Source organism: Variovorax saccharolyticus, assembly GCF_030316765.1.
GTDB lineage: Bacteria > Pseudomonadota > Gammaproteobacteria > Burkholderiales > Burkholderiaceae_C > Variovorax > Variovorax saccharolyticus.
Genome location: NZ_JASZYT010000010.1, coordinates 53,074 through 76,109, shown reverse-complemented (window position 1 = coordinate 76,109; position 23,036 = coordinate 53,074). Strand labels below are relative to the sequence as shown.

Here is a 23,036-nt window from a genome sequence, read left to right as displayed (position 1 = left end):
CTATTTATCAGATTGCTGCAATGGACTAAATTTCCACCCGCCGGCCCGATAGCCGGTCCGGCAACGAACCAAGGAGAGAGTCATGAGCGGCGAATTGATTACGGTGGGCCAACTCGAGATCCGCTATCTCGTCGATGGTGCGGAAAAGGGCGGGCTGGGGGTGTTCGAGTTGACGGTGCCTGCGGGGGCCATCGTTCCCCCGCCACACAGCCACACCGACAACGAGGAGTTCGTCTACGTCCTGGAAGGCACGCTGGGCTACTCCGTCGACGGGGTATCGCGCCACCTCGAGCCGGGTGACTGGATGACGACGCCGCGGGGCTCGACGCATCACTTCATCAACCAGGCCGATGCTGCGGTGCGCGCACTGGTCATCATGACACCGGACGTCGGGCCGCAGTATTTCCACGATGTCGGCGCCGTCGTCAACGCGGGCGGGCCTCCTGATCGAGCCAGGTTGGCTCAGGTGATGGCGCAATATGGACTGATTCTGGCGCGGCCGCCAGCACCGGCAAACGCTGCGCACGCTACTGCAGGTCTCTCCCCGCTGGTAACGGTGCCGCCGCGGTCCATGTGAAGACCCCAACGCACCTCCCATCTGCATGATGGGCACGCCCGCGACACGCTGCACGCAGTTGGCGTCGCATCGCTCCGCGGGCGTGTCCGACCAACCCAGGAGCAGAATCATGGATTCCGAGGAACTGGCCCAGCGGTACTTCTCAGCTTGGAAACTGCGCGATGCGGGAGCCGTGCTCGAAACGTTTGCCCCGGGTGGTACGTACTGTGACCCCATCACCGCAGGACCGATTGCGGGCGAGGCGTTCCGGTCGTACATGGAGCAGCTGTGGTCGGCGTTTCCCGACTTGAGTTTCGAACCGGGGCGCATGGACTCGGCATCTGACGGCGTCGTGTGCGCCGCGTGGACCATGCTGGGGACCAACACCGGGTCGCTGCTGGGACCTCCCGCCAACCGGGAGGCCGGCATTCCTGCCTGGACTAGATGTGATTCATGCTTCCCCGGACGGGATCAGGAGCGTGGTCGGCTATTTCGACTCAGCCACCTTGCAGCGGCAAATGGAGTGGCAAATTATCGTTCAGCCAAAGGAATGGGGGCCGATAACGTTGGGCAAGGGCGCCACGGTGCGTCGCAGGCTCTTGGCCGATGCCCAGACATTGACCGTCACGGAGATTGACGCGCGTGACGACGAAAACACGGTCTTCGTCAACGAGTTATCGCGTCAGGTTCTGGCTGAACTCATTGCTGGCGATGCCATGCAGACATTCACCAGCGTAGTTGGTGGGAACCGTTTGACAACGGTCGTAACTTGGGCGTCTCCTGAGGAGATGAAGTCTGCAATGCATAGCGGTTCGCATGCGCAGGCGATGTCCAAATTCTTTGCAACGCCCGGGATCGAGGGAGCCGCTATCGATGTCTTCACGCGGCTGCAGGAAAGCAAGCAATACCGGCGCTGCCACGCTTGCCAAAAGATGGTGGCCCTGGCAGGGTCCACGGGCCGATGTGGCTGCGGGGAAGTTGTGCAGGCGATCGCCTGAAGTGTGCGACTCCGCTGTCGGTCGGGCTGGCGCCTATCGTCTGCCCGGAACTGACGCCACCCGCCCTAGCGCGTCCTGAGTGCGAGCTCGAATGTTGCCCAAGCACATGCTTGAAAATAAGAAGGCGAGCGCTTCCGCGTGGGCTACCGCGCTGCCGACTGAGCCGCCATCGACGCCTCGACCCGCTGGCGAATCGCCTCGCCCATGCCCGGCGTGTCCGGATCCCAGCCACGGGCTGGGCTTTGGCGGCCATCGCGGCGACCAGGTCGTTGACGGTGGCCTTCACCGGGTCGGGAACCCCGAGCGAGGCCGTGAAGATGCCGGTCTGGATGAAGCCCGGGCAGATCGCGTTGACGCGGATCCGGTGCCGCGCAAGGTCGGCGGCGGCGGTCTTCGACAGATGCAGAACGCCGGCCTTGGCCACCGAATAGGCGGTCGGAGCCATGCCCGTGGAAAGCGCTGCCACGCTCGCGGTGTTGACGATGGCGCCGCCGCCGCGCGCGATCATGTGCGGCACAGCGTGCCGGATCCCCATGGCGACGGAGCGCAGCAGCAGGTTCATCGTGCGGTCCCAGGCCTCGGCGTCGATCTCGTCGATGCGCGCCAGCGCGCCGCCGGCGCCGGCGTTGTTGAACAGCACGTCGATGCCGCCCGAGCGCTCGGCCGCGAAGTCCATCAGCGCGCGGATCTGGTCGACCTCGCAGACGTCGGTGTACTGGAACACGATGCGCCCCCCCGACTGGGCGGCCAGCGCCTCGCCGCCCGTGGCATCGATGTCGGCGGCGACCACCTGCGCGCCCTCGGCCGCGAAGCGCAGGGCGCTGGCCCGGCCGATGCCCGATGCGGCGCCCGTGACCACCACCGTCTTGCCTTCGAATCGCATGTCGTCGCCTCCCCTGCCTGCTCGGCGTTTGCGGCCCAGGATGATGCGCGCCCGGCGCGACGCTGCAAACCCTCGCAAACCCGCCCGCGTCGGTGCACCTGGCGTGGTGCAGAACAAGGTGTCCGTTCAAGCTCAGTGACGAGCGCGCGCTGAAGCATCAAAGCCGCCACGCGACCAACCTGATCGCCTGGGTCCTTCCAGCACCCCAAGTACTGGCCTCCCAATCGGTAGCCGGCTCCGGCACCCCCCGTCGGTGCGGCGCGAGCCGGCCCATTGGCCACGGCAGCTCCCCCGCGGATCCGATTCAGTGCGCGGCGCTTGGGCGCGCCACTAGATTGGCGGCATGGCTGCTGCCAGCTCCGTGATCTGGTCGCGAACCCACCCGACACCGGGGTCATCGTCGCGATAGCGGTGCCATTGCAGCACTTCGGTCAGCCTGGGTGTCTCGAGCGGCGGATCAAGAAGACGCAAGGGCATGGCCTGAACGAACTGCTTGGCCAGCCGGGTCTGGATCGTTGCGATCCGGCGAGTTCCGACGACGAAGCGCGGCATCAGCAGGAAGCCGTGCGCGACGACCTCGACGCGCCGCGTATTGCCATGTTGGTTCGCATACCACTGTTCGAACCAGGGATTGGTGCCTTGGTCGGCTTGATATACGACATGCCCCAACGACCGGTATTGCTCCAGCGTGATGCGTTCCTGCAGTTCGAGGTTCTGCTGGCATGCGATCACGTGATACGTGTCCTCGAACAGCACCGACTGCGGGTGCTCGGCCAGCGTGAGGTGTGCGGGTGTGATCAGGAAGTCGACGCGACCCTGGTCGAGGTCCTGCGCCATGCCGCTGTACGTAGGCCGCACATCGAAGCTCAAGTGCGGGGCCGTCTGTGCGATGCGACGGAGCACTTCGGCCAGCAGAACCTGCGTCACGTAGTCGGAGGCGATCAATCGGAAATGGCGGCGCGCCGTCGACGGCTCGAACTCGGGCTTGACGCCGAGCGTGGCGTCCACCTGAAGAATGATGTTGCGCACCGGCTCGATCAGGCTTTCGGCCCGCGGCGTCAGTTGCATGCTGCGGCCCACCGGCACAAGCAGAGGATCTTCAAAGTACTCGCGCAGCCTCGACAAGACGCCGCTCATGGCCGACTGGGTCATGTGCATGCGTTCCGCCGCGCGGGTCACGTTGCGCTCGGCCAGCAAGGCATCGAGCGCGATCAGCAGGTTGAGGTCGATGCGCTGGTAACGCATGGGATGTCTCCTTCAGTACCGCGGCCATCTTAGCGAGGCGCAGGTATTGCGCCGGGCGATGGCAGGCATCGGAAGAATCCGTTGGTGTCGGCGCCGAGGCGCACCTAAGCTGCGCGCTCTTCAACACAAGAGCGGCATGGTCAAGAACAATCCCCTGCGGGGCTGGCAGGTCGATCGAGCATCGATCCGGCACGTCGGCCACGATCTCCAACGTCCCGAATGCATCCTGGCCGAACGCGATGGAACGCTGTGGACGGCGGATGCACGCGGCGGTGCGGTGCGCATTGCTCCAGGCGGGGAGCAGCGCCTGGTGGTCCCGCGCGCTTGCGCGGAGCCTGCTGCCGCGAGCGACTTCGACAGCCGTTATGTGCAGAGCCAGGGCTCGCTGCCCAACGGCATGGCCTTCCTGCCCGATGGCGAGATCGTTGTGGCGAACTGGGGGTCCGACTCGGTGGACGTACTGGACCGCGAGGGTCGTGTCCGCCGCCTGGTCGACCGCATCGACGGCCAGCCACTGGGGAAGGCCAACTTCGTGCTGCGCGACCGCTCCGGCCGCCTCTGGCTCAGCGTCACCACGCGCATGATCCCTTGGACCGATTCCATCAATGCCCGCGCGGCCGACGGCTACATCGCCGTCATTGACGAGCAGGGCCCTCGCATCGTGGCCGAAGGCTTCGCGGGCACCAACGAGGTCCGGATGGATGCGGCGGAGGAATGGCTCTACGTGGTCGAAAGCAACGCTCGCCGAATCTCCCGGCTAAGAGTGCATCCGGATGGGTCGCTCGGCCTTCGCGAGGTGTACGGGCCGCAGAGGCTCCCCGGGTTTCCGGACGGCTTCGCCTTCGATGCCTTCGGCAACCTGTGGGTCACCCTGGTGATGGCCGACCGGCTGGTGGCCATCACGCCGGACGGCGAGTTGCTGACGCTCCTGGATGACGGCAACCCCGACGCCACGCGTGCGCTCGACGCCCACTACGAAGCCCGTACCCTGACCCCCGAGATCATGGCCGCGGCCTGCGGCACGCTCGCGCCGTGGATGGCCAGCCTGACCTTCGGCGGTCCGGACCTGAAGACCGTCTACCTGGGGAGCCTGCGCGGCACCACATTGCCCAGTTTCCGCTCGCCCGTGCCCGGGTTGGCACCCATCCACTGGAACGAAGACTTTCACGCATGAAACTCGCCACCCTCAAGAACGGCCGCAAGGATGGCCGCCTCGTCGTCGTTTCGACCGACCTTCGGCAGGCCGTCGATGCCACCCACATCGCGCCCAGCTTGCTGGATGCGATCGAACGATGGGACAGCACGGCGCCCGACCTCCTTGCGCTCTACGGATCTCTCAACGCCGGCACAGCACCGGGCACCTTCGACTTCGATCCGTCTCAGGCCGGGGCACCCCTGCCGAACGCGCCCCAGTGGTGCGACGGCTCGGCGTTCCTGAACCACGGGCGGCTGATGGAAAGGGCCTTCAACATCGCGCCCATTCCGGACAGCGACCAGATTCCCCTGATGTACCAGGGTGGCTCGGACGACCTTCTGGGCGCGAATGACGATGTGCCGTTGCCCGACGAGGCCCATGGCATCGACTTCGAGGGCGAGTTCGGCGTCATCGTGCGGGAGGTGCCCATGGGATGTCCCGCGCCGCTCGCACGCAACCGCATCCTGCTGCTGGTGCAGATCAACGACGTCAGCCTGCGCGCCTTCGGTCCGCGCGAGATGCGCACCGGCTTCGGCTTTTTCCAGGCCAAGCCTTCCTCCAGCTTCGCCCCCGTGGCGGTGACGCCGGACGAGATCGGCGGGGCCTGGAGCCACGCGCGCGTGCATCTGGACCTGAACGTGCAATACAACGGCCAGTGGTTCGGCAATCCGAATGGCCGGGAGATGAACTTCGGCTTCGATGAACTGATTGCGCACGCAGCCAGGACGCGCAAGCTCTCGCCCGGCACCATCATCGGCTCCGGCACGGTGTCCAACGCCGGTGGGGCCAGGGGTTCGGCGTGCATCGCGGAGCGACGTGCCATCGAGCTGATCGAAAGCGGCGCCAGCTCGACGCCGTTCATGCACTTCGGTGACCGCGTGCGCATGGAAGCGCGCCTCGAAGACCGACCCGTCTTCGGCGTGATCGACCAGCGCGTGGTGCAGTCGACCCCACCGCAGGCGTGAGCAGGAGCCACTCGCACCATGCCTCGCTTCGTCGACCTGTCCATCTTCCTCGAGAACGACGTCCTGTCGGACCCGCCGCCGCTCGCGCCCAGGATCACCTACCAGAAGCACGGCGACACCGTGCACGAGTTCATGCAACTCATCCCCGGCACCCGGCCGGAGGACTACCCGGATGGCGAGGCGGCGGCCGCCGAATGGGTGAGCCTGTCAACGCACAACGGAACCCATCTGGATGCTCCGTACCACTTCCATTCCACGCAGGACGCGAAGCTGGGCGGGAGCCGTCCTTCGATCACCATCGACCAGGTGCCGCTCGACTGGTGTTTCCGGCCCGGTGTGAAGCTGGACTTCCGGCATTTGCCGGACGGTCATGTCGCCACGGCCGCCGATGTGGATGCGGAGTTGGCGCGCATCGGCCATGTGCTGAAGCCGATGGAGATCGTGGTGGTGAACACCCGTGCCGGCCAACGATACGGCTGCAACGACTACGTGTCGGCCGGCTGCGGCATGGGCTACGAGGCCACCATGTACCTGCTGGAACGCGGCGTGCGCCTGACCGGCACCGATGCCTGGAGCTGGGACGCGCCGTTTTCCCACACCGCGCGCCGGATCGCCGAGACGGGCGACACCTCGCTCATCTGGGAAGGGCACAAGGCCGGCCGCGACATCGGCTATTGCCATCTTGAGAAGCTGCACAACCTCGAGTCGCTGCCAGGCGATGGTTTCACCATCTGCTGCTTTCCGCACAAGATCCGCGGCGCCTCTGCCGGCTGGACCCGCGCGGTCGCCATCTTCGAGGACTGAAGATGCGCGTGCTCGTGACCGGCGCCGGTGGCTTCATCGGCGCGACCCTCCTGCAACTGCTGCATGCCCGGCGACGGGTCGGTGACCGGCCCCTCGAACAGCTGGCGGCATGCGACACGCAGTTGGCTGCGCTACCTGCGGGCGTGGTCGGAATCGCAGGCGATCTGGCCCACGCGCAGATGCTGGGGCGCATCGCCGCCTTCGCGCCGGACGTGTGCTTCCATCTCGCGGCGGTGCCGGGCGGCGCCGCCGAGGCCGATCGGGCATTGAGCCGGCGGGTGAATCTCGATGCGAGCCTGGATCTCTTCGAAGCGCTCGCCGCAGCGGCCACCAAGCGCAGCGCCGCCAAAGGCCCGCCCATCGTCGTCTACGCCAGCACGATCGCCGTCTACGGGCATCCGCTTCCGGACCTGGTCGGCCCCACCACGCCGACGCGCCCGCCGATGACCTACGGCGCCCACAAGCTCGCGTGCGAAATCGTGCTGGCCGACTACACACGTCGTGGCCTGCTGGACGGTCGCTCGCTGCGCTTGCCCGGCATCGTGGCGCGTCCGCGCACACCCTCGGGCCTGGTCTCGGCCTTCATGAGCGAGGTGATGCATTCGCTCCGCGCGGGAGAAGGCTTCATCAGTCCGGTCGAGCCCGCCGCGACAGCCTGGTGGATGTCCGCGCGCCGCTGTGCACAGAACCTCCTGCATGCCGCGGTGATGGACCCCGGAGCCGGCGGTGTCGACGACGGGTCGCGCGCCTGGGTGCTGCCGGTACTGCGCCTGTCGATGGCCGAGGTCGTGCATACGCTGTCGACGGTCTACGGCGTGGACGGCGATCAGCTGGTGCGTTACGAGCCGCAAGCCGCGGTAGAGGCGGTTTTCGGCCGTTACCCGCTGCTGGACGATCGTGCGGCGCGCGCTCTCGGCTTGCGCGACGACGGCACGCCTGCCGCATTGGTGCAGCGTGCGCTGGAGCCTGGCTTCCAGCTCGCCGAAGAAGGCGAAGCATGGCGCTGATGCGTCCCTTCCGCATCCGTCCCCTCCGAGTCTGAACTTTTCTCCCAGCACGGCCCCGCCGTCCCATCGATATGACACTGCAACACCCCACCCGACGTTCCCTGCTGTGCACGGCCGCTGCACTGCCGCTGGCATCGCTCGCCGCCCGCGCCGGCGCGCAAGCCGCCGCCTTTCCGACACGACCCATCACCTGGGTCGTACCCTATCCGGCGGGCGGCTTCGGCGATGCGCTGTCGCGCATGCTCGCGCAGAAGATCTCGGCCAGCCTCAGGCAACCCGTGGTGGTCGACAACCGGCCAGGCGCCGGCGGCCAGATCGGCGCGAATCACGTGAAGCAGCAGCCCGCGGATGGCTACACGCTGTTCTACGGCGACCTCGGGCCGTTCTCGATGAACGCCGGTCTCTATCCCAAGCTGAGCTACGACACGCTCAAGGACTTCATGCCGCTGACCCGCTTGCTGGTCTCACCCACGCTGGTGATCGTGCCGGCCAACGGCCGGCTCAAGACCTGGCAGGACGTGCTCGAGGCGGCACGTTCCGCGCAGGGCCTCAACTACGGCTCCTACGGCATGGGCAGCCAGCCGCACATCTGGATGGAGATGCTCAAGCGCGAGATCAAGGGCAACATGACCCACGTGGCCTACAAGGGCGGTGCCCCGGCGGTGCAGGACCTGATGGCCGGCCACATCGACCTGCTGCTGGACGTGACGCCCAGCAGCATCCCGCTGGTGCGGGAGAACAAGGCGAAGGCGCTCGCGGTGGTGGGCAGCGAGCGCCGGCTGCCGCAATTGCCGCAGGTCCCGACCATCGGCGAACTGGGCCTGCCGTCGCTCGACGTCCCGGGCTGGACCGGCATCGTGGTGAAGGCCGGCACGCCCGAGCCCATCGCCAATCTGCTGCACGACGAGCTGGTCAAGGCCGTGCAGTCGTCCGACGTGGTGCAGCGCTATGGCGAGCTGGGCCTGGTGGTGGCGCCCAGTTCGAGGGCCGAGTTCGCCGAGCTGATCCGCGCCGAGACCGCCCGCTGGGGCAAGGTGATCCGCGAGGTTGGAGTCCAGCTTGATTGAGCCGACGGGCCCGGCGCTGTTTGGCTTGCACGGCCAGGTCGCCTTGGTCACCGGCGCGGGCGGCGGGCTCGGTCAGGCGATCGCCCGGGTCTTCGCAGGGCAGGGCGCCGACCTCGTGCTGTCCGACCGGGCCGGCAGCGAGTTGGAGGCCTTGGCTGCGCAATGCCGTGAGTGGGGCGTGCGGGCACGCACGGTGTTCGCCGACCTTTCCGACGCGCGCGACGCCGCGAGCCTCGGCTTGCGCGCCCTCGAAGCCTTTGGCCGCATCGACACCTTGGTCTGCAATGCCGGCATCCAGGGTCCCGCAGGGCCGCTGCTCGACGTGGGTCGAGTCGATTGGGACCGCGTCTTCCAGGTGAACCTGGCCAGTGTGAATGCGTTGTGCGCCTCCCTGGTACCGGGCATGGCTTCACGCCGGTCTGCCTGCGTCATCCTGATGAGCAGCATCGCCGCGGTGCGCGGCAACCGCGCGATCGGCCTGTACGGCCTCACCAAGGCCGCGCTGTCGCAGATGGCGCGCAACCTCGCCGTCGAATGGGGACCGCGCGGCGTGCGGACCAATGCCATCGCGCCCGGGCTGATCCGCACGCCGCTGGCGCAGGCGCTGCTGGACGACGAAGACTTCATGTCGCGGCGCCTGGCGATGACGCCTTTGCGCCGGGTGGGCGAGCCGCACGAGGTGGCCGGTATGGCCGCGATGCTGGCATCGCCGGCCGGCGGCTTCATCAACGGTCAGACCCTCGTGGTCGACGGCGGCACGCTGGTGTCGGACGGAGGCTGAAGCAGGCACCAGGTATGGCGCCAGCCCATACCTCGCATCGGGAAGAACCATTCGTCACGCGTCGCCCGTCTGACTAGCATCGGCGGCGCGGCCCGTCGAGACAGGAGACACATGTTCAAGTACTTTCCCACCAACTACGTCTGGAATCTTTCGGTCGACCTCGCCATCGAGATGGGCGCACGGATCGGCGAGATCGAGACCATGTGCAACCCGTTGCAAGAGGCTGCGCGCCAGCCCGATGCAGCCGCCTCGGCCGCCTTCCGCGCGAGCTGGGAGCGCATGGCCGACCAGCTCGGCGAACTCGCGGCCGAGGACGAGGCACGCGGCCGGCTGAATTCAGCGGGCGACAAGCTCGGGCGCGCCGCGACCTACCTGATCACTGCCGAACGCCTGCAGGCCCACGGCGCTCCCGGCCGCCAGGCGCTTTACCAGCGTTTCCTCGACACCTTCGAGCGCGGCGTGCGGCTGGCAGGCGAGAACTGTGAGCGCGTCGAGATTCCCTATGGTGGCACGCATCTGGCAGGCCTGTACGTTCGCGCCGAAGGCCTCGCGCACGGCGCTCGCGCACCGATCCTCGTGCAACTGAACGGCCTGGATTCGACCAAGGAAATGAAGTACCGGGTCGGCTTGCCGCGGTGGCTCGCCCAGCGCGGCGTGGCGTCGCTGGTGCTCGACCAGCCCGGCACCGGCGAGGCGCTTCGGCTGCACGGGCTCACGGCGCGATACGACAGCGAGCATTGGGCAAGCCGCGTGGTCGACTGGCTGGAAACGCGCGCGGACATCGATCCCGCGCGCATCGGATGTGAGGGCGTCTCGCTGGGCGGCTATTACTGCCCGCGGGCCGTGGCCATGGAGCCGCGCTTTGCCTGCGGTGTGGTCTGGGGTGCAAACCACGATTGGCGCGACGTCCAGAAGCGCAGGCTCGAGAAAGAAGGCAGCTTCCCCGTGCCGCACTACTGGTCGCATGTGTGCTGGGTGTGGGGCGCCAGGGACGTCGACGACTTCATGCGCATCGCAGAGGACGTGCATCTGGATGGCGTCGTCGACCGGATCCGCGTGCCCTTCCTCGTGACGCACGGCGAGAAGGACTCGCAGATTCCGCTGAAGTGGGCCCAGCGCACCTTCGACCAACTGGTGAACAGCCCGAAGCGGGAACTGAAGGTCTTCACTGACCGCGAGGGCGGTTCCCAGCATTCCAGTTTCGACAATTCGGCCAACGCCGGCGCCTACATCGCCGATTGGGTGGCCGAAACCCTGGGTGGGCGCACAGCGCTGCCCGATTCGCAGCCCACTCCGGAGACACGCGCATGAGCCACCGCAGATCCTTCCTCGCCACTGCCCTGCTGGCGGGCGTCGCGCCTCTTTCCGTGGGCCGCGCGTGGGCCGATGGCCTCTTTCCCCAACGTCCCGTCAAGCTGGTCGTGCCCAACCCCCCGGGCGGCCCGTCCGACATCGTTGCGCGCTTCCTGGCCGAGTCGATGCGCGCGGAACTGGGGCAGCCCCTGGTGATCGACAACCGGCCGGGCGCCGCCGGATTGATCGGAAGCGCGGCGGTGGCCAACGCGCCAGCGGATGGCTATACCGTTCTGGTGACCTCGCGTTCCAACCACATCGTCGCGCCCTTGGTGCAGCAGGGCGCGCAAGTCGATCCGCCACGAGACCTTGCGCCCGTCGGACTGGCGCTGCGGGCAGTCGGCATCCTCGCGACGCCGGGCAAATCGCCCTGGCGCAGCCTGCGCGATTTCATCGGGCAGGCCAAGGCACAGCCCGGCAAGTTGTTCTATGGCAGTGCCGGCATCGGGGCCACCAACCATATCGCCATCGAGCAATTCAAGGCGCTGGCCGGCATCGAACTGGTCCATGTGCCCTACAAGGGCTCCGGACCGCTCACCACCGGCCTGATGGCGGGTGAGGTGCAGCTGGCGCTGCTGGACTTCTCTTCGGCACAGCCCGGACTCAAGGGCGGAACCATCGTGCCGCTGGCACAGACGGCCGCGCGGCGGCTGGCTTCGATGAGCGACGTGCCGACGCTGGCCGAATCAGGCTTTCCCCGGTACGACCCCTCGTTCTGGATCGGCCTCGCGGTGCCGCGTGGCACGTCGCCGGACGTGATCGCGCGGCTGAACAGGGCGCTCGACAGCGCCTTGGCCGACACGCAGATGAAGGCTCGTGCCCAGGTCAACGGGTGGGAACTGGTGGGCGGTGCGCCGCAGGTGCTCGAAGCGACCATTCGACAGGACATGGCGGACTTCCCGGCGCTCGTGCGGCGCCTGGATCTGAAGGCCTGACGCTCGCCTGCACAACCGGCGACGGACCAATCAACTATGGAGACGGATCAATGACATCGAATCACTTTTCACGGCGGCTACTGCTGGGTATGGCCGGCGCGCTGCTGGCGGCGGCAACTCTTCCCGCGAGCGCGCAGTCTGCGTACCCATCCCGGCCGGTCAAGCTGATCGTCCCGTTCCCGGCGGGCACCTCGCCGGACGTGATCGCGCGACTTTGGGGCGACGAGTTCTCCAAGGCAACCGGCCAGGCGGTCGTGGTGGAGAACCGGCCCGGCGCCAGCACCATCATCGCAGCGCAGGCCGCGGCGAATGCCGCACCGGACGGCTACACCCTGCTCTGGACGGTGAACAACACCTTCTCGATCAACCCCTATGTCTACAAGAAGCTCCCGTACAAGGCGGAGGACTTCGTTCCGGTGACTCGCATCCTCTCGGTGCCTTATGTGTTGGTCACGTCGAACGACTCGAAGATCCGTACCTTGCAGGACCTGATCCGTGATGCCAAGGCCAAGCCCGACACGATGACCTATGCGAGCGCGGGCATTGGCCAGGGCACGCATGTGGCCATGGCCAGGCTGCTCGGCCAGGCCGGCGTCTCGATGACGCATGTGCCCTACAAGGACTATTTTCTGCCGGACGTGATCGCGCAGCGTGTCGACGTTGCCTTCGACGCCAGCACGGGTGCGATTCCGCAGGTGAAGGCTGGAAAGGTGCGGGCATTGGGCGTGTCGAGCGCGAAGCGCATCGATGGGCTGCCGGATGTGCCGGCGATCGCCGAGGTGCTGCCTGGTTTCGTCGGCGATTCCTGGCATGGCATCTTCGCTCCCAAGGGGACGCCCGAGCCGGTGCTGGCGAGCCTCCTTGCGCAGTCGCAGAAGGTCGTTGCCATGCCGGCCTTCCGGGCCAAGCTCGAAGGCTATGGCCTGACGCCGGTCGGCGAATCACCGGAAGCCTTCCGGCATTTTCTGGGCGAAGATGCGCGCGCCTGGGCCAAGGTGGTGAAGGACAACAAGATCACCGCCGAGTGATTCGGCACTGACGTCTTTTATTCGAAAGGAGACCGCGAATGAGCTTTCCTCCCATCCACCGCGTGGTGACAGGGCACGACCATGAGGGCCGTGCCGTCGTGGCGAGCGATGGACCTCTTGCCACGGTGGTCGAGCTCCAGGGCATCGCGGGGGTGGTGTTCCACGAAGTGTGGTCTACCGCGGGCACGCCCGCCGTCATCGACAACGGCCCGGACCCAACGCCCGGAGCGCTGATGCTGCCCCCGCCGCGCAATGGCACACGCATCCGCTTCGTGGACATTCCGCCGGACACGCCCGAACTGCTCGCGCGCAGCGCGGCGGACATGCAGGCCGGTTTCAAGGAGATCGGCGATGCCGCCGCTTCGACCGCGGGCGACGCAGCTCCGCACCCGCTGATGCACCGCACCGAAACCGTGGACTACGGCATCGTGATCGAAGGCGAACTCACGCTGGTGCTCGACAAGGGCGAGGTGGCTCTGAAGGCCGGCAGCGTCGTCGTGCAGCGCGGAACGAACCACGCCTGGGCCAATCGCTCTGACAAGCCATGCCGGATGCTCTTCGTCTTGGTGGATGGGGAGTACGAAGAAGGCATTGCAACCAGGCTTCGCGGACGAAGCTAGGAATGCTGCGCGGAAAGCGAGCTTCAGACTGGTTGCGGCCGGTCGCTTGCGAACCGTGGATGTCGCAGATGGGCTGCATCCTGTCACACCGGAAATGACGGGACCGGGCCCGCGGCCGAAGTTCGTCGTGCTCCAAAGCGGATGCCCACCGGCTGCCCACCCGGAAGGCCGGAGAACGCGCCCGCTGCCCTCGACCCCGTCTCGCGTCGCTCAACTGCTTCGAGGACGAAAGTGCGCTTCGATTTCTTGGGCGGCCGCCAACAACGCCGGCCTGATGGCGTGCATGAACAACTCTGCCGGCATTGACTGAGCGGGTCCGGCCGCGCTCAGGATCATGAGTGGCATGCCCTTGCCGACTCGCAGGGGCGTGGCGATGCCGTGAACCTCGGGGCGCCAATCACCGAAGGAACTGCAGCATCCGAATTCCGCAAGTTCCTCCATGGCTTTGTGAATCCCGTCCTCGATGCTTGGCCAGCTTGCGGGGTCCAGCGCACGCATCCTGTCCTCAAGGCTTTTTCGGGCTCCAGGCTTGACTGCGGCCAGGTAGGCTCGCCCCATCGACGACGTCGCGAGCGGCATCCGGGAACCCAGATTCAAGCGAAGGGTGACGACAGAGTCGCTGCGGCAGGTTTCCACATAGAGCATCGACATCCCTTCCCGGATGCCCAGCGCAATGAGACATTGCGTGCTGTCCGCCAGCTTCTGCATGACAGGGCGGCTTACCTCCTTCGCATCCAGCCTGGACAGCGTCGTACCGCCCAGCGATAGCGTCGCCATGCCGAGGCGGTAGCGACTCGCGTCGTCGTCGTGGTGGAGAAATCCGAGCTTGGTGAGCGTGTACGTCAGGCGGGACACGGTCGACTTCGGCATGGAGCATCGCTCGGCAATCTCCTGGTTTCCGAGGCGTTCCTCGCCCGATTTGAAGGCCTGCAGCACCTGCAGCCCCCTTGCCAATGCCGTCACGAAGTGCCGGTCTTCCTTGGGTGACCGACTGGGCGGCGCGGGGGAAGGGGCATCTGGCCTTGTCTTCGCGGGACTTCTTGGCATTTGCGCAATCTGTTCGGTGACCGTGGGCGCATCCACGCTAGGCAACTGCCTCGCCACGGCCAACGAAGCGAGACAGTCGAGTGGAGATGATGTCCTCGGCCTCCCGCATTATCCTGGAGACCAGCTCGCCGACCGATGGAATGTCGTCAATCAGGCCGGCAACCATACCGCAGCTCCAGGCGCCGGCGTTCATGTCGCCTTCGACCATCACCCTGGGGTAGACGCCACCGACGAAATCCTTGATGTCCGCGATGCTGACTTCGGCCCCCTTCTCGCGCTCGACCGCCAGCAATGCATCGACCCCAGTGTTCTTCAGAACGCGTTCGGTATTGCGAAGCTGCCGCATCACCAGGCGAGTGTCCAGCTCCGAGGCATCGACAATGGCTTGCTTGACGTTGGGATGAACTGGCGCTTCTTTCGTAGCGACAAAGCGGGTGCCCATGTTCATGCCTTCTGCTCCCAATGCGAGGGCCGCAACCAGGCTGCGCGCGTCGGCCATGCCGCCGGACGCGACGAAGGGGATGGTCAGCTCGTCGGCTGCCCGCGGCAGGAGAATCATGTTCGGCACATCGTCCTCGCCCGGGTGCCCACCGCATTCAAAGCCATCAACGCTTGCCGCGTCGCATCCAATCTGCTCGGCTTTCAGCGCGTGGCGAACGGAAGTGCATTTGTGAATGACCCTGATCCCGGCCGCCTTCAATGCGGGCATGTACTGCCCAGGGCTACGCCCGGCTGTTTCCACGATTCTTACGCCACCCTCGGCAATCGCGGCAATGTACTCTGCATAGGGCGGGGAGGCGAAGGTCGGCAGGAAGGTGAGGTTGACGCCAAAGGGCTTGTCCGTCATCTGCCGGCACTTAGCGATTTCCTTTGCCAGCAGGTCGGGAGTCTTCTGCGTGAGGCCGGTGATGATGCCGAGACCGCCCGCATTGGAAACAGCGGACGCCAGCTCGGCGAGACCAACGAAATGCATTCCACCTTGGATGATGGGATGCTCGATGCCGAATAGTTCTGTGATTCTGGTCTTCATGGGTAACTTGGTTCGCGAGGGTGGGTTGGTCGTCCAGGTCGGCCTCTCAGCCTGCTTTTTGCTTCAAGATTTCCTCCTCGACTTCTCTCAGCCTGTCCTTGCCGAAGAAGAGCTCGTCGCCGACGAAGAACGTAGGTGAGCCAAAAGCGCCTCGCGCGAATGCGTCATGCGTGTTGGAACTCAAGCGCTCTTTGACGCCGGCGTCCTGAGTGGCCTTCAGGATGGCTTCTGCATCAAGACCCGCCGCAGACAAGGCGCCCCTTGCGATGTCGAGGTCTGCCATGTTCAGGCTCTGCTCCCACATGCACGAGAAAACCGCTTCCACATAGGCATCGAAGCAGCCGAGCACCTGTGCCGCCACGGCGCCCCTCATGATGAGTAGCGTGTTGACCGGGAAGAACTCGTTCCTTCGGAAACTCGAGAGCTTGTGCTTCGCCAGGAAGCGCTGAACTTCCAACGCATCGTAGGCACGCTTGTTCGGGATGTCTGCGAATGCCTCAGCCGGCGACCGGTTGTTCGTCAGCTTGAACAAGCCACCGAGCAAGATCGGCACATACTCGATTCGGATGCCGGTGCGCCATTCGATATCACGCAGCACGCGGTGGCACATGTACGCGTTCGGGCTTCCGAAGTCGAACAAGAATTGTGCAGCTACTTTACGCATGGGTCTGGCTCGAAGAGACTGTGCTCGGACGGGGCATGAGAAAGGTCTTGAAGGCCTCCTTCGCGTGAGGAGTTTCAAGAAGACGTGCGAACTCCTCGTTCTCCCGATCCATGCGTCGCAGGTAAGTTTCGGAATCGCCGCGCATCAGCGACTTGATGGCTCGCAACGAGGGGGCGGAGGCCGCGCACAGGCGACGGCCAACTGCGACCGCGTGCTGAAGAACCTCCTCCGGCGGCAAGACCGCATTGACCAAACCAAGGGACTGAGCCGCGGCAGCGTCGACGGCATCCCCTAGCAAGAGCAATTCCGCGGCCCGCTGATAGCCGAGCGTCACCGGCAACACCAGGGAGGAAGCGAACTCGGGGCACAGGCCGAGCTTTGAAAAAGGAAACGCGAGCTTGGCCGTGGTGCCCGCGAAAACCAGGTCGCAGTGCAACAGCATCGTTGCGCCGATGCCGACTGCAGGACCGTTCACCGCGGCGAGCAGGGGCTTCCCCAACCCGATCACCGACTTCATGAACCTGACAGATGGCCGTTCGCCCTCGATTGAACGCGGATTGGCAAAGTCGCCAATGTCGTTGCCCGCACAGAAGGCGGACTCGGTTCCGTGAACGACAACTGCTCGAATGGAGTCGTCGCGTTCTGCTGCTGCCAACGCCTCTGCCAGTTCGACGTACATCGCGGACGTCAACGCATTCTTCCGCGCCGGTCGATTGATGCCGACCAGCAAGAGCCCTTCGTCGGCAACTCGAGTGACTTCTTCCATCACCAGGCCTCCATCCAAGGACGAATCTCGGTCTCATGGGTCCACGCGTTGCGCGGCTGCATGTGGATCTGCCAATAGGCTTCAGCGATGCTTTCGGGCAGCACGATGCCGCCTTCGTCCTTGAGCGCGTAGCGTGTGGGGAAGTTCGTCCGGATGAACTCGGTGTCGATAGCCCCGTCAATGATGGGATGGGCCACGTGGATGCCCTTCGGCCAGAGCTCTCGCGCCATGGATTGCGCCAGTGCGCGGAGTGCATGCTTCGCCCCAGCGAACGCCGCGAAACCTTCGCGGCCCCGCAGGCTTGCCGTGGCACCCGTATAGATGATGGTGCCTCGCCCCCGCGGCAGCATCCTCGTGGCCACTTCTTTGCCCATCAGGAAGCCGCCGAAGCAAGCCATCTCCCAAACCTTGAAGTACACGCGGGCGGTGGTCTCGGTGATGCCGAATCGCACGTTGGCGCCGATATTGAAAACGGCCGCTTCGATGGGAGCAATGTCGCGCTCGATGGTCTCGACGAGCGACACCATCTCGTCTTCCTTGCGTGCGTCGCTGCCGAAAGCATGGGCCTCGCCGCCAGACGCCTTGATCTCATCCACCAGAGGAACCAGCTTGTCAGCGCTGCGTCGGGTGACGCAGGCAATGTAGCCCTCGCGAGCGAAGCGCTTGGCAATCGCGCCGCCTGTCGCGTCACCGGCGCCAATCACAAGCACCGCCTTTCTCTCACTCATGTCATCTCCTAGTTGTCGGGATTAGTGCAACGGCCTGGAAAGCCATAGCGAAGAACTGCTTTTGCTTGAGGGGCTCGGGAAGCAGCTGCGATGAGTTGAATTCTGAGGCTCAACCCCTTCAAAAACGGAATTCGAAGCCAAATCAAGTTCTGCACTGCAGAACTAAAAAACGGGGCCTTGGCTTTGGTCGCCGTACCGCAAGCAGCCGCATCCCTCACTGGGAAAGTGCAGGCGGACCGAATGCTGAGCCTAGTTCTGCATTGCAGAACTGAAAATGCACCACTCCTGGCTCTTGCTTCATACACTCGGCGCCGAGACAAACCGCAGAGGAAACTTGATGAAGCCAAAGCCAGAAGTTGCGCGCCGGGTACATGAACTGTTGCGTCCCTGGGTAGCCACGCAGCCGGATGCCCCCGCGCTACAAGATGCCCAAACGTCCTTGACTTACGGACAGCTTGAGCATGAAGCACAACAGATGGCTCAGCGCCTGATGGACGAACAGGTGCGTCCCGGTGACCGCGTGCTTCTGGTGGGGGAGAACTGCGTCGCACTCTGCGTCCTGTTGCTCGCCCTGAGCAAGATCGACGCCTGGACCATCGTTGTCAATGCACGACTCACGTCCAGAGAAGTTGGTCAGTTCCTCAGCCACTCCGGGGCGCGCCGGGCGCTCTATCTCTGCCATGTATCTCCGGACGCGCAGGCTCATGCGAGCGAAGCCGGCGCTGTTCCATTTCCATCAACGCTTGGCGCAATCGCCATCGGCCCATTGGCTGAGGACGTGGAGGCGGAGCCCTGCCACGAGGACCCCGCTCAGCAGGTTGCCGCCATGGTCTACACCTCGGGAACGACTGGCGCTCCAAAGGGGGTCATGCTGACCCACCGCAATATGATTTTTGTAGCCACATCGGCCCGTGACATGAGAAGCATCCGCCCCGGGGACGTCATGTATGGCGTTCTGCCGATGGCTCATGTTGTGGGACTGTCCACGCAGTTCCTGGGGGCAATGTCGGCAGGCGCCACCTTGCTCCTCGAGCCACGCTTTACCGCAGAAGGTGCGCTCAAAGCGATTACCGAAAGTGGGGTGACCATTTTTACCGGCGTTCCGGCGCTGTATGCGCGCATGCTCGAATGGGCACGGAGAAAAGGCGAGCCAATCAGGGCACCAAGGCTTCGGCTGATCACGGTGGCGGGGTCGCCTCTGACTCCCAGTCTCAAAGCCGAGGTCGAGCGCGAGTTCGCTCTTCCCCTCCAGAACGGATATGGACTGACCGAGACCGCTCCCACCATCGCCCAAACCGGGCTTGGCGGCAACCGGACTGATTGCTCCGTTGGACCGCCGATTCCGAACGTGAACGTTCGCATCGTTGATTCTGAAGGTCGCGAGGTACGGGATGGAGAAGTGGGCGAGCTCTGGACGAGTGGGCCCGGTGTCATGAAGGGCTATTACAAGAACCCTGCTCTCACCGCCACTGTTCTCAACGACGAAGGATGGTTCAACACCGGGGACATGGCGCGCATCGGGCCCGACGGCGCGCTGTTCATCTCGGGGCGTACGAAGGAGCTCATCATTCGCTCAGGCTTTAACGTTTACCCGCTCGAGGTCGAGCAGGTACTCAATGCTTACACCGCAGTTGTCCAGTCCGCGGTGGTCGGTCGCGAAGTCGAGGATAACGAGGAGGTCGTCGCATTCATCGAGACCAAGGAGGGCGTCGAGTTCGACTTGAACGACTTGCGCTCCTATCTGCGAGAGCATCTCTCGCCTTACAAGCAACCCAGCGAAATCCGGTTGCTGAGGACCTTGCCTTCGGCTCCGAATGGGAAGGTGCTCAAGCATGTGCTTCGTGAGCTTGCGAGATCGCCTGCCGGCAGCTGACGGCCCATGGACGTGCCTCTATCTACCCGACCCACCGACCCATCCCACTCACGGAGACAAGAATTGAAGTACAGATCAAGTAGCACGGCTCTTGCAGCAATCGCCATGGCTGTCATTGGCTTCTCGAGCCCGTCCTTGGCCCAGGAAAAGCCCGAGGCGTATCCCTCGCGACCGATCCGCGTGATGATCGGATTCGCGCCGGGCGGCTCGACCGATGCGCCGATGCGTGTCTTGGCTGAAAAGGCAGGAGCGATTCTGAAGCAGCCCGTCGTCATTGAGAACAAGCCGGGCGCCGGTGGGGTGATTCCCACGCAGACACTACAGGCAGCGGTGCCAGACGGCTACACGCTCGCCATCGCCCCTGCCGGCGTGTATCGCTTGCCTTATACGCACGCAATCAAATGGGACCCGTCGAAGGACCTCACATACGTCATCGGGCTGACGGGCTATGCGTTCGGAATCGTCGTGCCCGCGGACTCTGAAATCAAGAGCCTGAACGACTTCGTTGCGTATGCAAAGGCCAACCCGGGAAAGCTGACTTACAGCACGCCGGGAATCGCGACGACAAACCACCTGACCATGGAGCAGGTGTCCAGGCACTACGGCATCAAGCTCAATCACATTCCGTACAAGGGTTCCGCCGAATCGCTCCAGGCCATCGTCGCCGGACAGGTTGATTCTGCTGCTGAGACATCGGCCTTTGTGCCCTACGTGGACGCCGGCAAGCTGAGGTTGATAGCGGTGTGGGGGAGCAAAAGGATGAGTCGTTATCCGAACGTACCGACGTTGAAGGAAAGCGGCCTCGATATCGTCCAGACCTCTCCGTGGGGTTTGGTTGGTCCGAGGGGGATGGACCCTGTCATTGCTGCCAGGCTTCATGATGCCTTCAAGCAAGCCATGGGGACCAAGGAATTCAAGGACGTTCTCGCACGCTTCGATATGGAGGCCGATTACAAGGCTCCGAAGGACTATCAAGCCTTTGCTGTCGAGTCGATGAAGCGGGAGAAGGAAATTCTCGAGGTTCTTGGTCTCTCGCAGAAGTAGCTCTCTGCAGGCCACCTGCAGGGCCCTACAAGCGCTTGCGGTCTCCTGCAGGAGGCTGGGGATAGCGCGCGAAGACCGTGTCGCGGCCCTTGCGGTCGACCAGGATCACTTCGTAGGGATCCTTGCGATCGCCGTACTCCATGCCCGGCGAGCCCACCGGCATTCCGGGCACGGCCAGTCCGACGGCTGGCGGCTTCAACGCCAGCAGGCGCTTGACGTCGGCCGCCGGAACGTGGCCCTCCAGGGCGTACCCTTCCACGACGGCCGTGTGGCAGCTGGCCAGGCGCTCCGGCATGCCGAGGCGCTTTCGGACACTGCCGGCGTCGTCCGTCTCCGTCACCCGAACGGCGAAGCCGGCAGCCTTCAGGTGGTCGACCCAGGCACCGCAGCATCCGCAGCTGGGGTTCTTGTAGACCTGCACCTGCGTGGCCGCGTGCGCAGGCAGCGACTGCACCAGCGGCAAGCTGGCGAGCATGCCGAGAAGCGTGCGTCTTTTCATGGGTCCTGCCTTCATTGGTCGAGCGTGAGAGCCACGAATTATGGCCATCGCTGTTGCGCGTGCGCGCCGAATGGCCTCGTCGCGCACGGGGATGCAGTGCTAAGCTTTTCAGCCCGTACACCGAGCCAGGAGAAATTCGATGAAACAGTTGATCGTCGTTGTCGCTCTCAGCGTGGCCAGCCTTGCATCCGTGCCTGCATTCGCCAAGGCGGACTGCAAGGCCTATCCGAAAGCCGAATGGATGCCGCAAGCGGATGCGAAGGCCAAGATCGAGGCCCAGGGCTACTCGATCTCCAAGTTCAAGGTCGACGGCAACTGCTACGAGATCTACGGCAGGAACAAGGCCGGCAAGAAGGTCGAGATCTACTATGACGCCAAGACACTCGAGCCGGTGAAGAGCGAGATCGAAAAGTAGTCCATGCCGCAACCGGGCCGTGCGGATCCGACGCGAAGCCGTACGCTCGTCTGGGATCTCGCCGTCCGTCTTCATCACTGGATGCTGGCCGCATTGGTCGTCTTCTGCTCGGTTCAGGACGACGGCGGCCGGGTGCATCGCATCGCAGGCTACGCGGCCGCCGGCCTGGTCGTCACGCGCCTGCTCTGGGCCTTGCTTGCCAGAGGCCATGGCGGACTGGCCGCACTCAAGCCGTCCGCGGCGGCGACGCTCGCCTATGTGCGCGCCCGTGCGCCGCGCTGCATCGGCCACGATCCTCTCGGGCTGTGGATGGTCTGGCTTCTCTGGTCGCTGGTGATCCTCCTCGGCGTCACCGGATGGATGAGCCGACTCGACGCCTTCTGGGGCGACGAGCGTCTGCAGGAGGTGCATGCATGGCTCGCCGATGCTTTGCTGGCCGCTGTCGCCCTGCATCTTCTCGGCGTCGGCGTGATGAGCTGGCGGTGGCGCGAGAACTTGCCGGCGACGATGGTCACCGGACGCCGGCGGGAGACGACGGGCAGCCGCTCGGAGGCGCCGTAGTCCAGCCGCCGCGCGACATCGGCGCGGGGCTCAGTTCGATTTCTTCCGCGGCCCCGCTGCCGGACCGGGCGCATGGGATTGCAGCAAGGTGCAGATCGTGCGCACCTGTTTCTGGATGATCTTCGCCACCTCGACCCGACGCGCGGGTCCCAGGCGGTTCGATATGGCGGCCACGCTGATGGCGGCGATGGGGTTGTTCGGCGGGAAGGCAACGCCCACCGCGGCGGTGCCCGGCGTCGCGGCGCTGTCCAGGAACGAATAGCCCCGGGTCCGGCTTTCGGCCACGGCTGCGCGCAGGAAGTCGGGATCGAAGGGGCCGAACTTCGCATACTGCGGGCCCGCGGCTTCGACGATCTGGTCTGCCTCGGCTTCGGGCAGCGCACTGAGTATGGCCAGCCCGCCCGCGCCCACGCCCATCGGCCGGCGGATGCCGACATCGAGCGTCAGCGCCTTGATGGGGTAGTCGCCCAGCGCACGGCTGGTGCAGATCGACTCGGCGCCGCGCCGCTCGCTGAGGTACACCGTGTCCTGCGTCTGGTCGGCGATCACCTGCAGCGCTTCGTCGCAGACCTCGCTCAATCGATAGCGCGGCTCGGCCAGCAAGCCGAGCTCATAGAGCAGCGGACCCAGGTGGTACTTGCGCGTCAGCGCATCGCGATACACCAGCCCTTCCAGCTCCAGCCGCTGCAGCATGCGAAAGCAGGTCGACATCGGCAGCCCGCTCACGCTGACGACGTCTGCGATGCGCATGCCCCGGCGTCCGCGCGATGCGATCACGCGCAGCATGCCGACCACCCGCTCGATGCTCTGGGTGCCGCTTCTCGCGTGCTGCTCCGGGTCCGAGGGCGTCGCGGACGCTTCGTCCGGGCCGGTCGAGCGCTTGCGGGATGGTTTGATTTTAGTTTCCACCATGTGGCAGTAATCCGGGTTGTACCCGAACGAGTTTCAAGTTGTCGTCAATATATTCGCAGG

Annotated in this window: 25 protein-coding genes; 16 read left to right on the top strand and 9 right to left on the bottom strand. The window is 65.0% G+C overall.

Going from position 1 to position 23,036, the window contains the following annotated elements:
- Positions 1–82: 82 nt before the first annotated feature.
- Positions 83–577: a cupin domain-containing protein gene (locus QTI45_RS26890; RefSeq protein WP_286656511.1), complete on the top strand. Its 495-nt coding sequence runs from the start codon at positions 83–85 to the stop codon at positions 575–577.
- Between the two features lie 109 nt (positions 578–686).
- Positions 687–1,193 (top strand): ester cyclase, encoded by a 507-nt coding sequence (locus tag QTI45_RS26885; protein WP_286656510.1) that lies wholly within the window; start codon positions 687–689, stop codon positions 1,191–1,193.
- A gap of 242 nt (positions 1,194–1,435) precedes the next feature.
- Here QTI45_RS26885 and QTI45_RS26880 read toward each other — a convergent pair whose 3' ends face one another.
- Both QTI45_RS26880 and QTI45_RS26875 read right to left on the bottom strand, forming a co-directional pair.
- Positions 1,436–2,437: an SDR family NAD(P)-dependent oxidoreductase gene (locus tag QTI45_RS26880; RefSeq protein WP_286656509.1), complete on the bottom strand. Its 1,002-nt coding sequence runs from the start codon at positions 2,435–2,437 to the stop codon at positions 1,436–1,438.
- 330 nt (positions 2,438–2,767) lie between these two features.
- The gene (locus QTI45_RS26875) at positions 2,768–3,682 is read right to left on the bottom strand and encodes a LysR family transcriptional regulator (RefSeq protein ID WP_286656508.1); all 915 of its coding nucleotides are present in this window, start codon (positions 3,680–3,682) and stop codon (positions 2,768–2,770) included.
- Between the two features lie 136 nt (positions 3,683–3,818).
- On the opposite strand from QTI45_RS26875, the gene QTI45_RS26870 reads away from it, so the two are divergent.
- The 10 genes from QTI45_RS26870 (at position 3,819) to QTI45_RS26825 (ending at position 13,437) form a co-directional block, all read left to right on the top strand.
- Positions 3,819–4,856, top strand: a complete 1,038-nt coding sequence (locus tag QTI45_RS26870; protein ID WP_286656507.1) for an SMP-30/gluconolactonase/LRE family protein — start codon at positions 3,819–3,821, stop codon at positions 4,854–4,856.
- Positions 4,853–5,842 carry a fumarylacetoacetate hydrolase family protein gene (locus tag QTI45_RS26865; RefSeq protein ID WP_286656506.1) on the top strand — a complete coding sequence of 330 codons (990 nt, stop codon included), beginning with the start codon at positions 4,853–4,855 and terminating at the stop codon, positions 5,840–5,842. Before QTI45_RS26870 ends, QTI45_RS26865 begins: the two co-directional genes overlap by 4 nt.
- An 18-nt stretch (positions 5,843–5,860) precedes the next feature.
- Positions 5,861–6,646 carry a cyclase family protein gene (locus tag QTI45_RS26860; protein WP_286656505.1) on the top strand — a complete coding sequence of 262 codons (786 nt, stop codon included), beginning with the start codon at positions 5,861–5,863 and terminating at the stop codon, positions 6,644–6,646.
- Positions 6,647–6,648: 2 nt separating this feature from the next.
- On the top strand, positions 6,649–7,653 hold the full coding sequence (locus tag QTI45_RS26855) for an NAD-dependent epimerase/dehydratase family protein (RefSeq protein ID WP_286656504.1): 1,005 nt from the start codon (positions 6,649–6,651) through the stop codon (positions 7,651–7,653).
- Between the two features lie 71 nt (positions 7,654–7,724).
- A complete protein-coding gene (locus tag QTI45_RS26850; RefSeq protein ID WP_286656503.1) occupies positions 7,725–8,720 on the top strand; it encodes a Bug family tripartite tricarboxylate transporter substrate binding protein in 996 nt (331 codons plus the stop codon).
- Positions 8,701–9,501: an SDR family NAD(P)-dependent oxidoreductase gene (locus QTI45_RS26845; protein WP_286656502.1), complete on the top strand. Its 801-nt coding sequence runs from the start codon at positions 8,701–8,703 to the stop codon at positions 9,499–9,501. Before QTI45_RS26850 ends, QTI45_RS26845 begins: the two co-directional genes overlap by 20 nt.
- Positions 9,502–9,612: 111 nt before the next feature.
- Positions 9,613–10,812: an alpha/beta hydrolase family protein gene (locus tag QTI45_RS26840; RefSeq protein ID WP_286656501.1), complete on the top strand. Its 1,200-nt coding sequence runs from the start codon at positions 9,613–9,615 to the stop codon at positions 10,810–10,812.
- Positions 10,809–11,789, top strand: coding sequence for a Bug family tripartite tricarboxylate transporter substrate binding protein (locus QTI45_RS26835; RefSeq protein ID WP_286656500.1), 981 nt, complete (start codon positions 10,809–10,811; stop codon positions 11,787–11,789). The genes QTI45_RS26840 and QTI45_RS26835 overlap by 4 nt, the downstream gene beginning before the upstream one ends.
- Positions 11,790–11,878: 89 nt before the next feature.
- On the top strand, positions 11,879–12,817 hold the full coding sequence (locus tag QTI45_RS26830; protein WP_286656499.1) for a Bug family tripartite tricarboxylate transporter substrate binding protein: 939 nt from the start codon (positions 11,879–11,881) through the stop codon (positions 12,815–12,817).
- Positions 12,818–12,855: 38 nt separating this feature from the next.
- Positions 12,856–13,437 carry a cupin domain-containing protein gene (locus QTI45_RS26825; RefSeq protein ID WP_286656498.1) on the top strand — a complete coding sequence of 194 codons (582 nt, stop codon included), beginning with the start codon at positions 12,856–12,858 and terminating at the stop codon, positions 13,435–13,437.
- Positions 13,438–13,647: 210 nt separating this feature from the next.
- Here the strand turns inward: QTI45_RS26825 and QTI45_RS26820 are convergent, their stop codons facing one another.
- The 5 genes from QTI45_RS26820 to QTI45_RS26800 all read right to left on the bottom strand — a co-directional run bounded on the left by QTI45_RS26820 (position 13,648) and on the right by QTI45_RS26800 (position 17,672).
- Positions 13,648–14,400, bottom strand: a complete 753-nt coding sequence (locus QTI45_RS26820; protein ID WP_286656497.1) for an IclR family transcriptional regulator — start codon at positions 14,398–14,400, stop codon at positions 13,648–13,650.
- A gap of 121 nt (positions 14,401–14,521) precedes the next feature.
- On the bottom strand, positions 14,522–15,514 hold the full coding sequence (locus tag QTI45_RS26815) for an NAD(P)H-dependent flavin oxidoreductase (protein WP_286656496.1): 993 nt from the start codon (positions 15,512–15,514) through the stop codon (positions 14,522–14,524).
- A 46-nt stretch (positions 15,515–15,560) separates the two neighbouring features.
- A complete protein-coding gene (locus QTI45_RS26810; RefSeq protein WP_286656495.1) occupies positions 15,561–16,178 on the bottom strand; it encodes a 2-hydroxychromene-2-carboxylate isomerase in 618 nt (205 codons plus the stop codon).
- A complete protein-coding gene (locus QTI45_RS26805) occupies positions 16,171–16,944 on the bottom strand; it encodes an enoyl-CoA hydratase-related protein (protein ID WP_286656494.1) in 774 nt (257 codons plus the stop codon). The genes QTI45_RS26810 and QTI45_RS26805 overlap by 8 nt, the downstream gene beginning before the upstream one ends.
- On the bottom strand, positions 16,944–17,672 hold the full coding sequence (locus QTI45_RS26800; protein ID WP_286656493.1) for an SDR family oxidoreductase: 729 nt from the start codon (positions 17,670–17,672) through the stop codon (positions 16,944–16,946). Before QTI45_RS26800 ends, QTI45_RS26805 begins: the two co-directional genes overlap by 1 nt.
- 337 nt (positions 17,673–18,009) lie before the next feature.
- Here QTI45_RS26800 and QTI45_RS26795 point away from each other — a divergent pair, with 337 nt between their 5' ends.
- Both QTI45_RS26795 and QTI45_RS26790 read left to right on the top strand, forming a co-directional pair.
- Positions 18,010–19,545: a class I adenylate-forming enzyme family protein gene (locus QTI45_RS26795; protein WP_286656492.1), complete on the top strand. Its 1,536-nt coding sequence runs from the start codon at positions 18,010–18,012 to the stop codon at positions 19,543–19,545.
- Between the two features lie 105 nt (positions 19,546–19,650).
- The gene (locus tag QTI45_RS26790) at positions 19,651–20,589 is read left to right on the top strand and encodes a tripartite tricarboxylate transporter substrate binding protein (protein WP_286656491.1); all 939 of its coding nucleotides are present in this window, start codon (positions 19,651–19,653) and stop codon (positions 20,587–20,589) included.
- Between the two features lie 25 nt (positions 20,590–20,614).
- Here QTI45_RS26790 and QTI45_RS26785 read toward each other — a convergent pair whose 3' ends face one another.
- Positions 20,615–21,088, bottom strand: coding sequence for a DUF411 domain-containing protein (locus QTI45_RS26785; protein ID WP_286656490.1), 474 nt, complete (start codon positions 21,086–21,088; stop codon positions 20,615–20,617).
- A gap of 139 nt (positions 21,089–21,227) precedes the next feature.
- Here QTI45_RS26785 and QTI45_RS26780 point away from each other — a divergent pair, with 139 nt between their 5' ends.
- Entirely contained in the window at positions 21,228–21,503 is a 276-nt protein-coding gene (locus QTI45_RS26780; protein ID WP_286656489.1) for a PepSY domain-containing protein, read from the top strand.
- A 3-nt stretch (positions 21,504–21,506) separates the two neighbouring features.
- Positions 21,507–22,064 (top strand): cytochrome b/b6 domain-containing protein, encoded by a 558-nt coding sequence (locus tag QTI45_RS26775; RefSeq protein WP_286656488.1) that lies wholly within the window; start codon positions 21,507–21,509, stop codon positions 22,062–22,064.
- A 30-nt stretch (positions 22,065–22,094) separates the two neighbouring features.
- Here QTI45_RS26775 and QTI45_RS26770 read toward each other — a convergent pair whose 3' ends face one another.
- The gene (locus tag QTI45_RS26770) at positions 22,095–22,976 is read right to left on the bottom strand and encodes an IclR family transcriptional regulator (protein ID WP_286656487.1); all 882 of its coding nucleotides are present in this window, start codon (positions 22,974–22,976) and stop codon (positions 22,095–22,097) included.
- Positions 22,977–23,036 lie beyond the last annotated feature (60 nt).

Excerpts from the sequence above, each read along its gene's own strand:
- QTI45_RS26890 (WP_286656511.1), top strand. The coding sequence starts at position 83 with ATGAGCGGCGAATTGATTACGGTGGGCCAACTCGAGATCCGCTATCTC.
- QTI45_RS26885 (WP_286656510.1), top strand. The coding sequence starts at position 687 with ATGGATTCCGAGGAACTGGCCCAGCGGTACTTCTCAGCTTGGAAACTG.
- QTI45_RS26880 (WP_286656509.1), bottom strand. The coding sequence starts at position 2,437 with ATGCGATTCGAAGGCAAGACGGTGGTGGTCACGGGCGCCGCATCGGGC.
- QTI45_RS26875 (WP_286656508.1), bottom strand. The coding sequence starts at position 3,682 with ATGCGTTACCAGCGCATCGACCTCAACCTGCTGATCGCGCTCGATGCC.
- QTI45_RS26870 (WP_286656507.1), top strand. The coding sequence starts at position 3,819 with ATGGTCAAGAACAATCCCCTGCGGGGCTGGCAGGTCGATCGAGCATCG.
- QTI45_RS26865 (WP_286656506.1), top strand. The coding sequence starts at position 4,853 with ATGAAACTCGCCACCCTCAAGAACGGCCGCAAGGATGGCCGCCTCGTC.
- QTI45_RS26860 (WP_286656505.1), top strand. The coding sequence starts at position 5,861 with ATGCCTCGCTTCGTCGACCTGTCCATCTTCCTCGAGAACGACGTCCTG.
- QTI45_RS26855 (WP_286656504.1), top strand. The coding sequence starts at position 6,649 with ATGCGCGTGCTCGTGACCGGCGCCGGTGGCTTCATCGGCGCGACCCTC.
- QTI45_RS26850 (WP_286656503.1), top strand. The coding sequence starts at position 7,725 with ATGACACTGCAACACCCCACCCGACGTTCCCTGCTGTGCACGGCCGCT.
- QTI45_RS26840 (WP_286656501.1), top strand. The coding sequence starts at position 9,613 with ATGTTCAAGTACTTTCCCACCAACTACGTCTGGAATCTTTCGGTCGAC.
- QTI45_RS26835 (WP_286656500.1), top strand. The coding sequence starts at position 10,809 with ATGAGCCACCGCAGATCCTTCCTCGCCACTGCCCTGCTGGCGGGCGTC.
- QTI45_RS26830 (WP_286656499.1), top strand. The coding sequence starts at position 11,879 with ATGGCCGGCGCGCTGCTGGCGGCGGCAACTCTTCCCGCGAGCGCGCAG.
- QTI45_RS26825 (WP_286656498.1), top strand. The coding sequence starts at position 12,856 with ATGAGCTTTCCTCCCATCCACCGCGTGGTGACAGGGCACGACCATGAG.
- QTI45_RS26815 (WP_286656496.1), bottom strand. The coding sequence starts at position 15,514 with ATGAAGACCAGAATCACAGAACTATTCGGCATCGAGCATCCCATCATC.
- QTI45_RS26810 (WP_286656495.1), bottom strand. The coding sequence starts at position 16,178 with ATGCGTAAAGTAGCTGCACAATTCTTGTTCGACTTCGGAAGCCCGAAC.
- QTI45_RS26805 (WP_286656494.1), bottom strand. The coding sequence starts at position 16,944 with ATGGAAGAAGTCACTCGAGTTGCCGACGAAGGGCTCTTGCTGGTCGGC.
- QTI45_RS26800 (WP_286656493.1), bottom strand. The coding sequence starts at position 17,672 with ATGAGTGAGAGAAAGGCGGTGCTTGTGATTGGCGCCGGTGACGCGACA.
- QTI45_RS26795 (WP_286656492.1), top strand. The coding sequence starts at position 18,010 with ATGAAGCCAAAGCCAGAAGTTGCGCGCCGGGTACATGAACTGTTGCGT.
- QTI45_RS26790 (WP_286656491.1), top strand. The coding sequence starts at position 19,651 with ATGGCTGTCATTGGCTTCTCGAGCCCGTCCTTGGCCCAGGAAAAGCCC.
- QTI45_RS26785 (WP_286656490.1), bottom strand. The coding sequence starts at position 21,088 with ATGAAAAGACGCACGCTTCTCGGCATGCTCGCCAGCTTGCCGCTGGTG.
- QTI45_RS26780 (WP_286656489.1), top strand. The coding sequence starts at position 21,228 with ATGAAACAGTTGATCGTCGTTGTCGCTCTCAGCGTGGCCAGCCTTGCA.
- QTI45_RS26775 (WP_286656488.1), top strand. The coding sequence starts at position 21,507 with ATGCCGCAACCGGGCCGTGCGGATCCGACGCGAAGCCGTACGCTCGTC.
- QTI45_RS26770 (WP_286656487.1), bottom strand. The coding sequence starts at position 22,976 with ATGGTGGAAACTAAAATCAAACCATCCCGCAAGCGCTCGACCGGCCCG.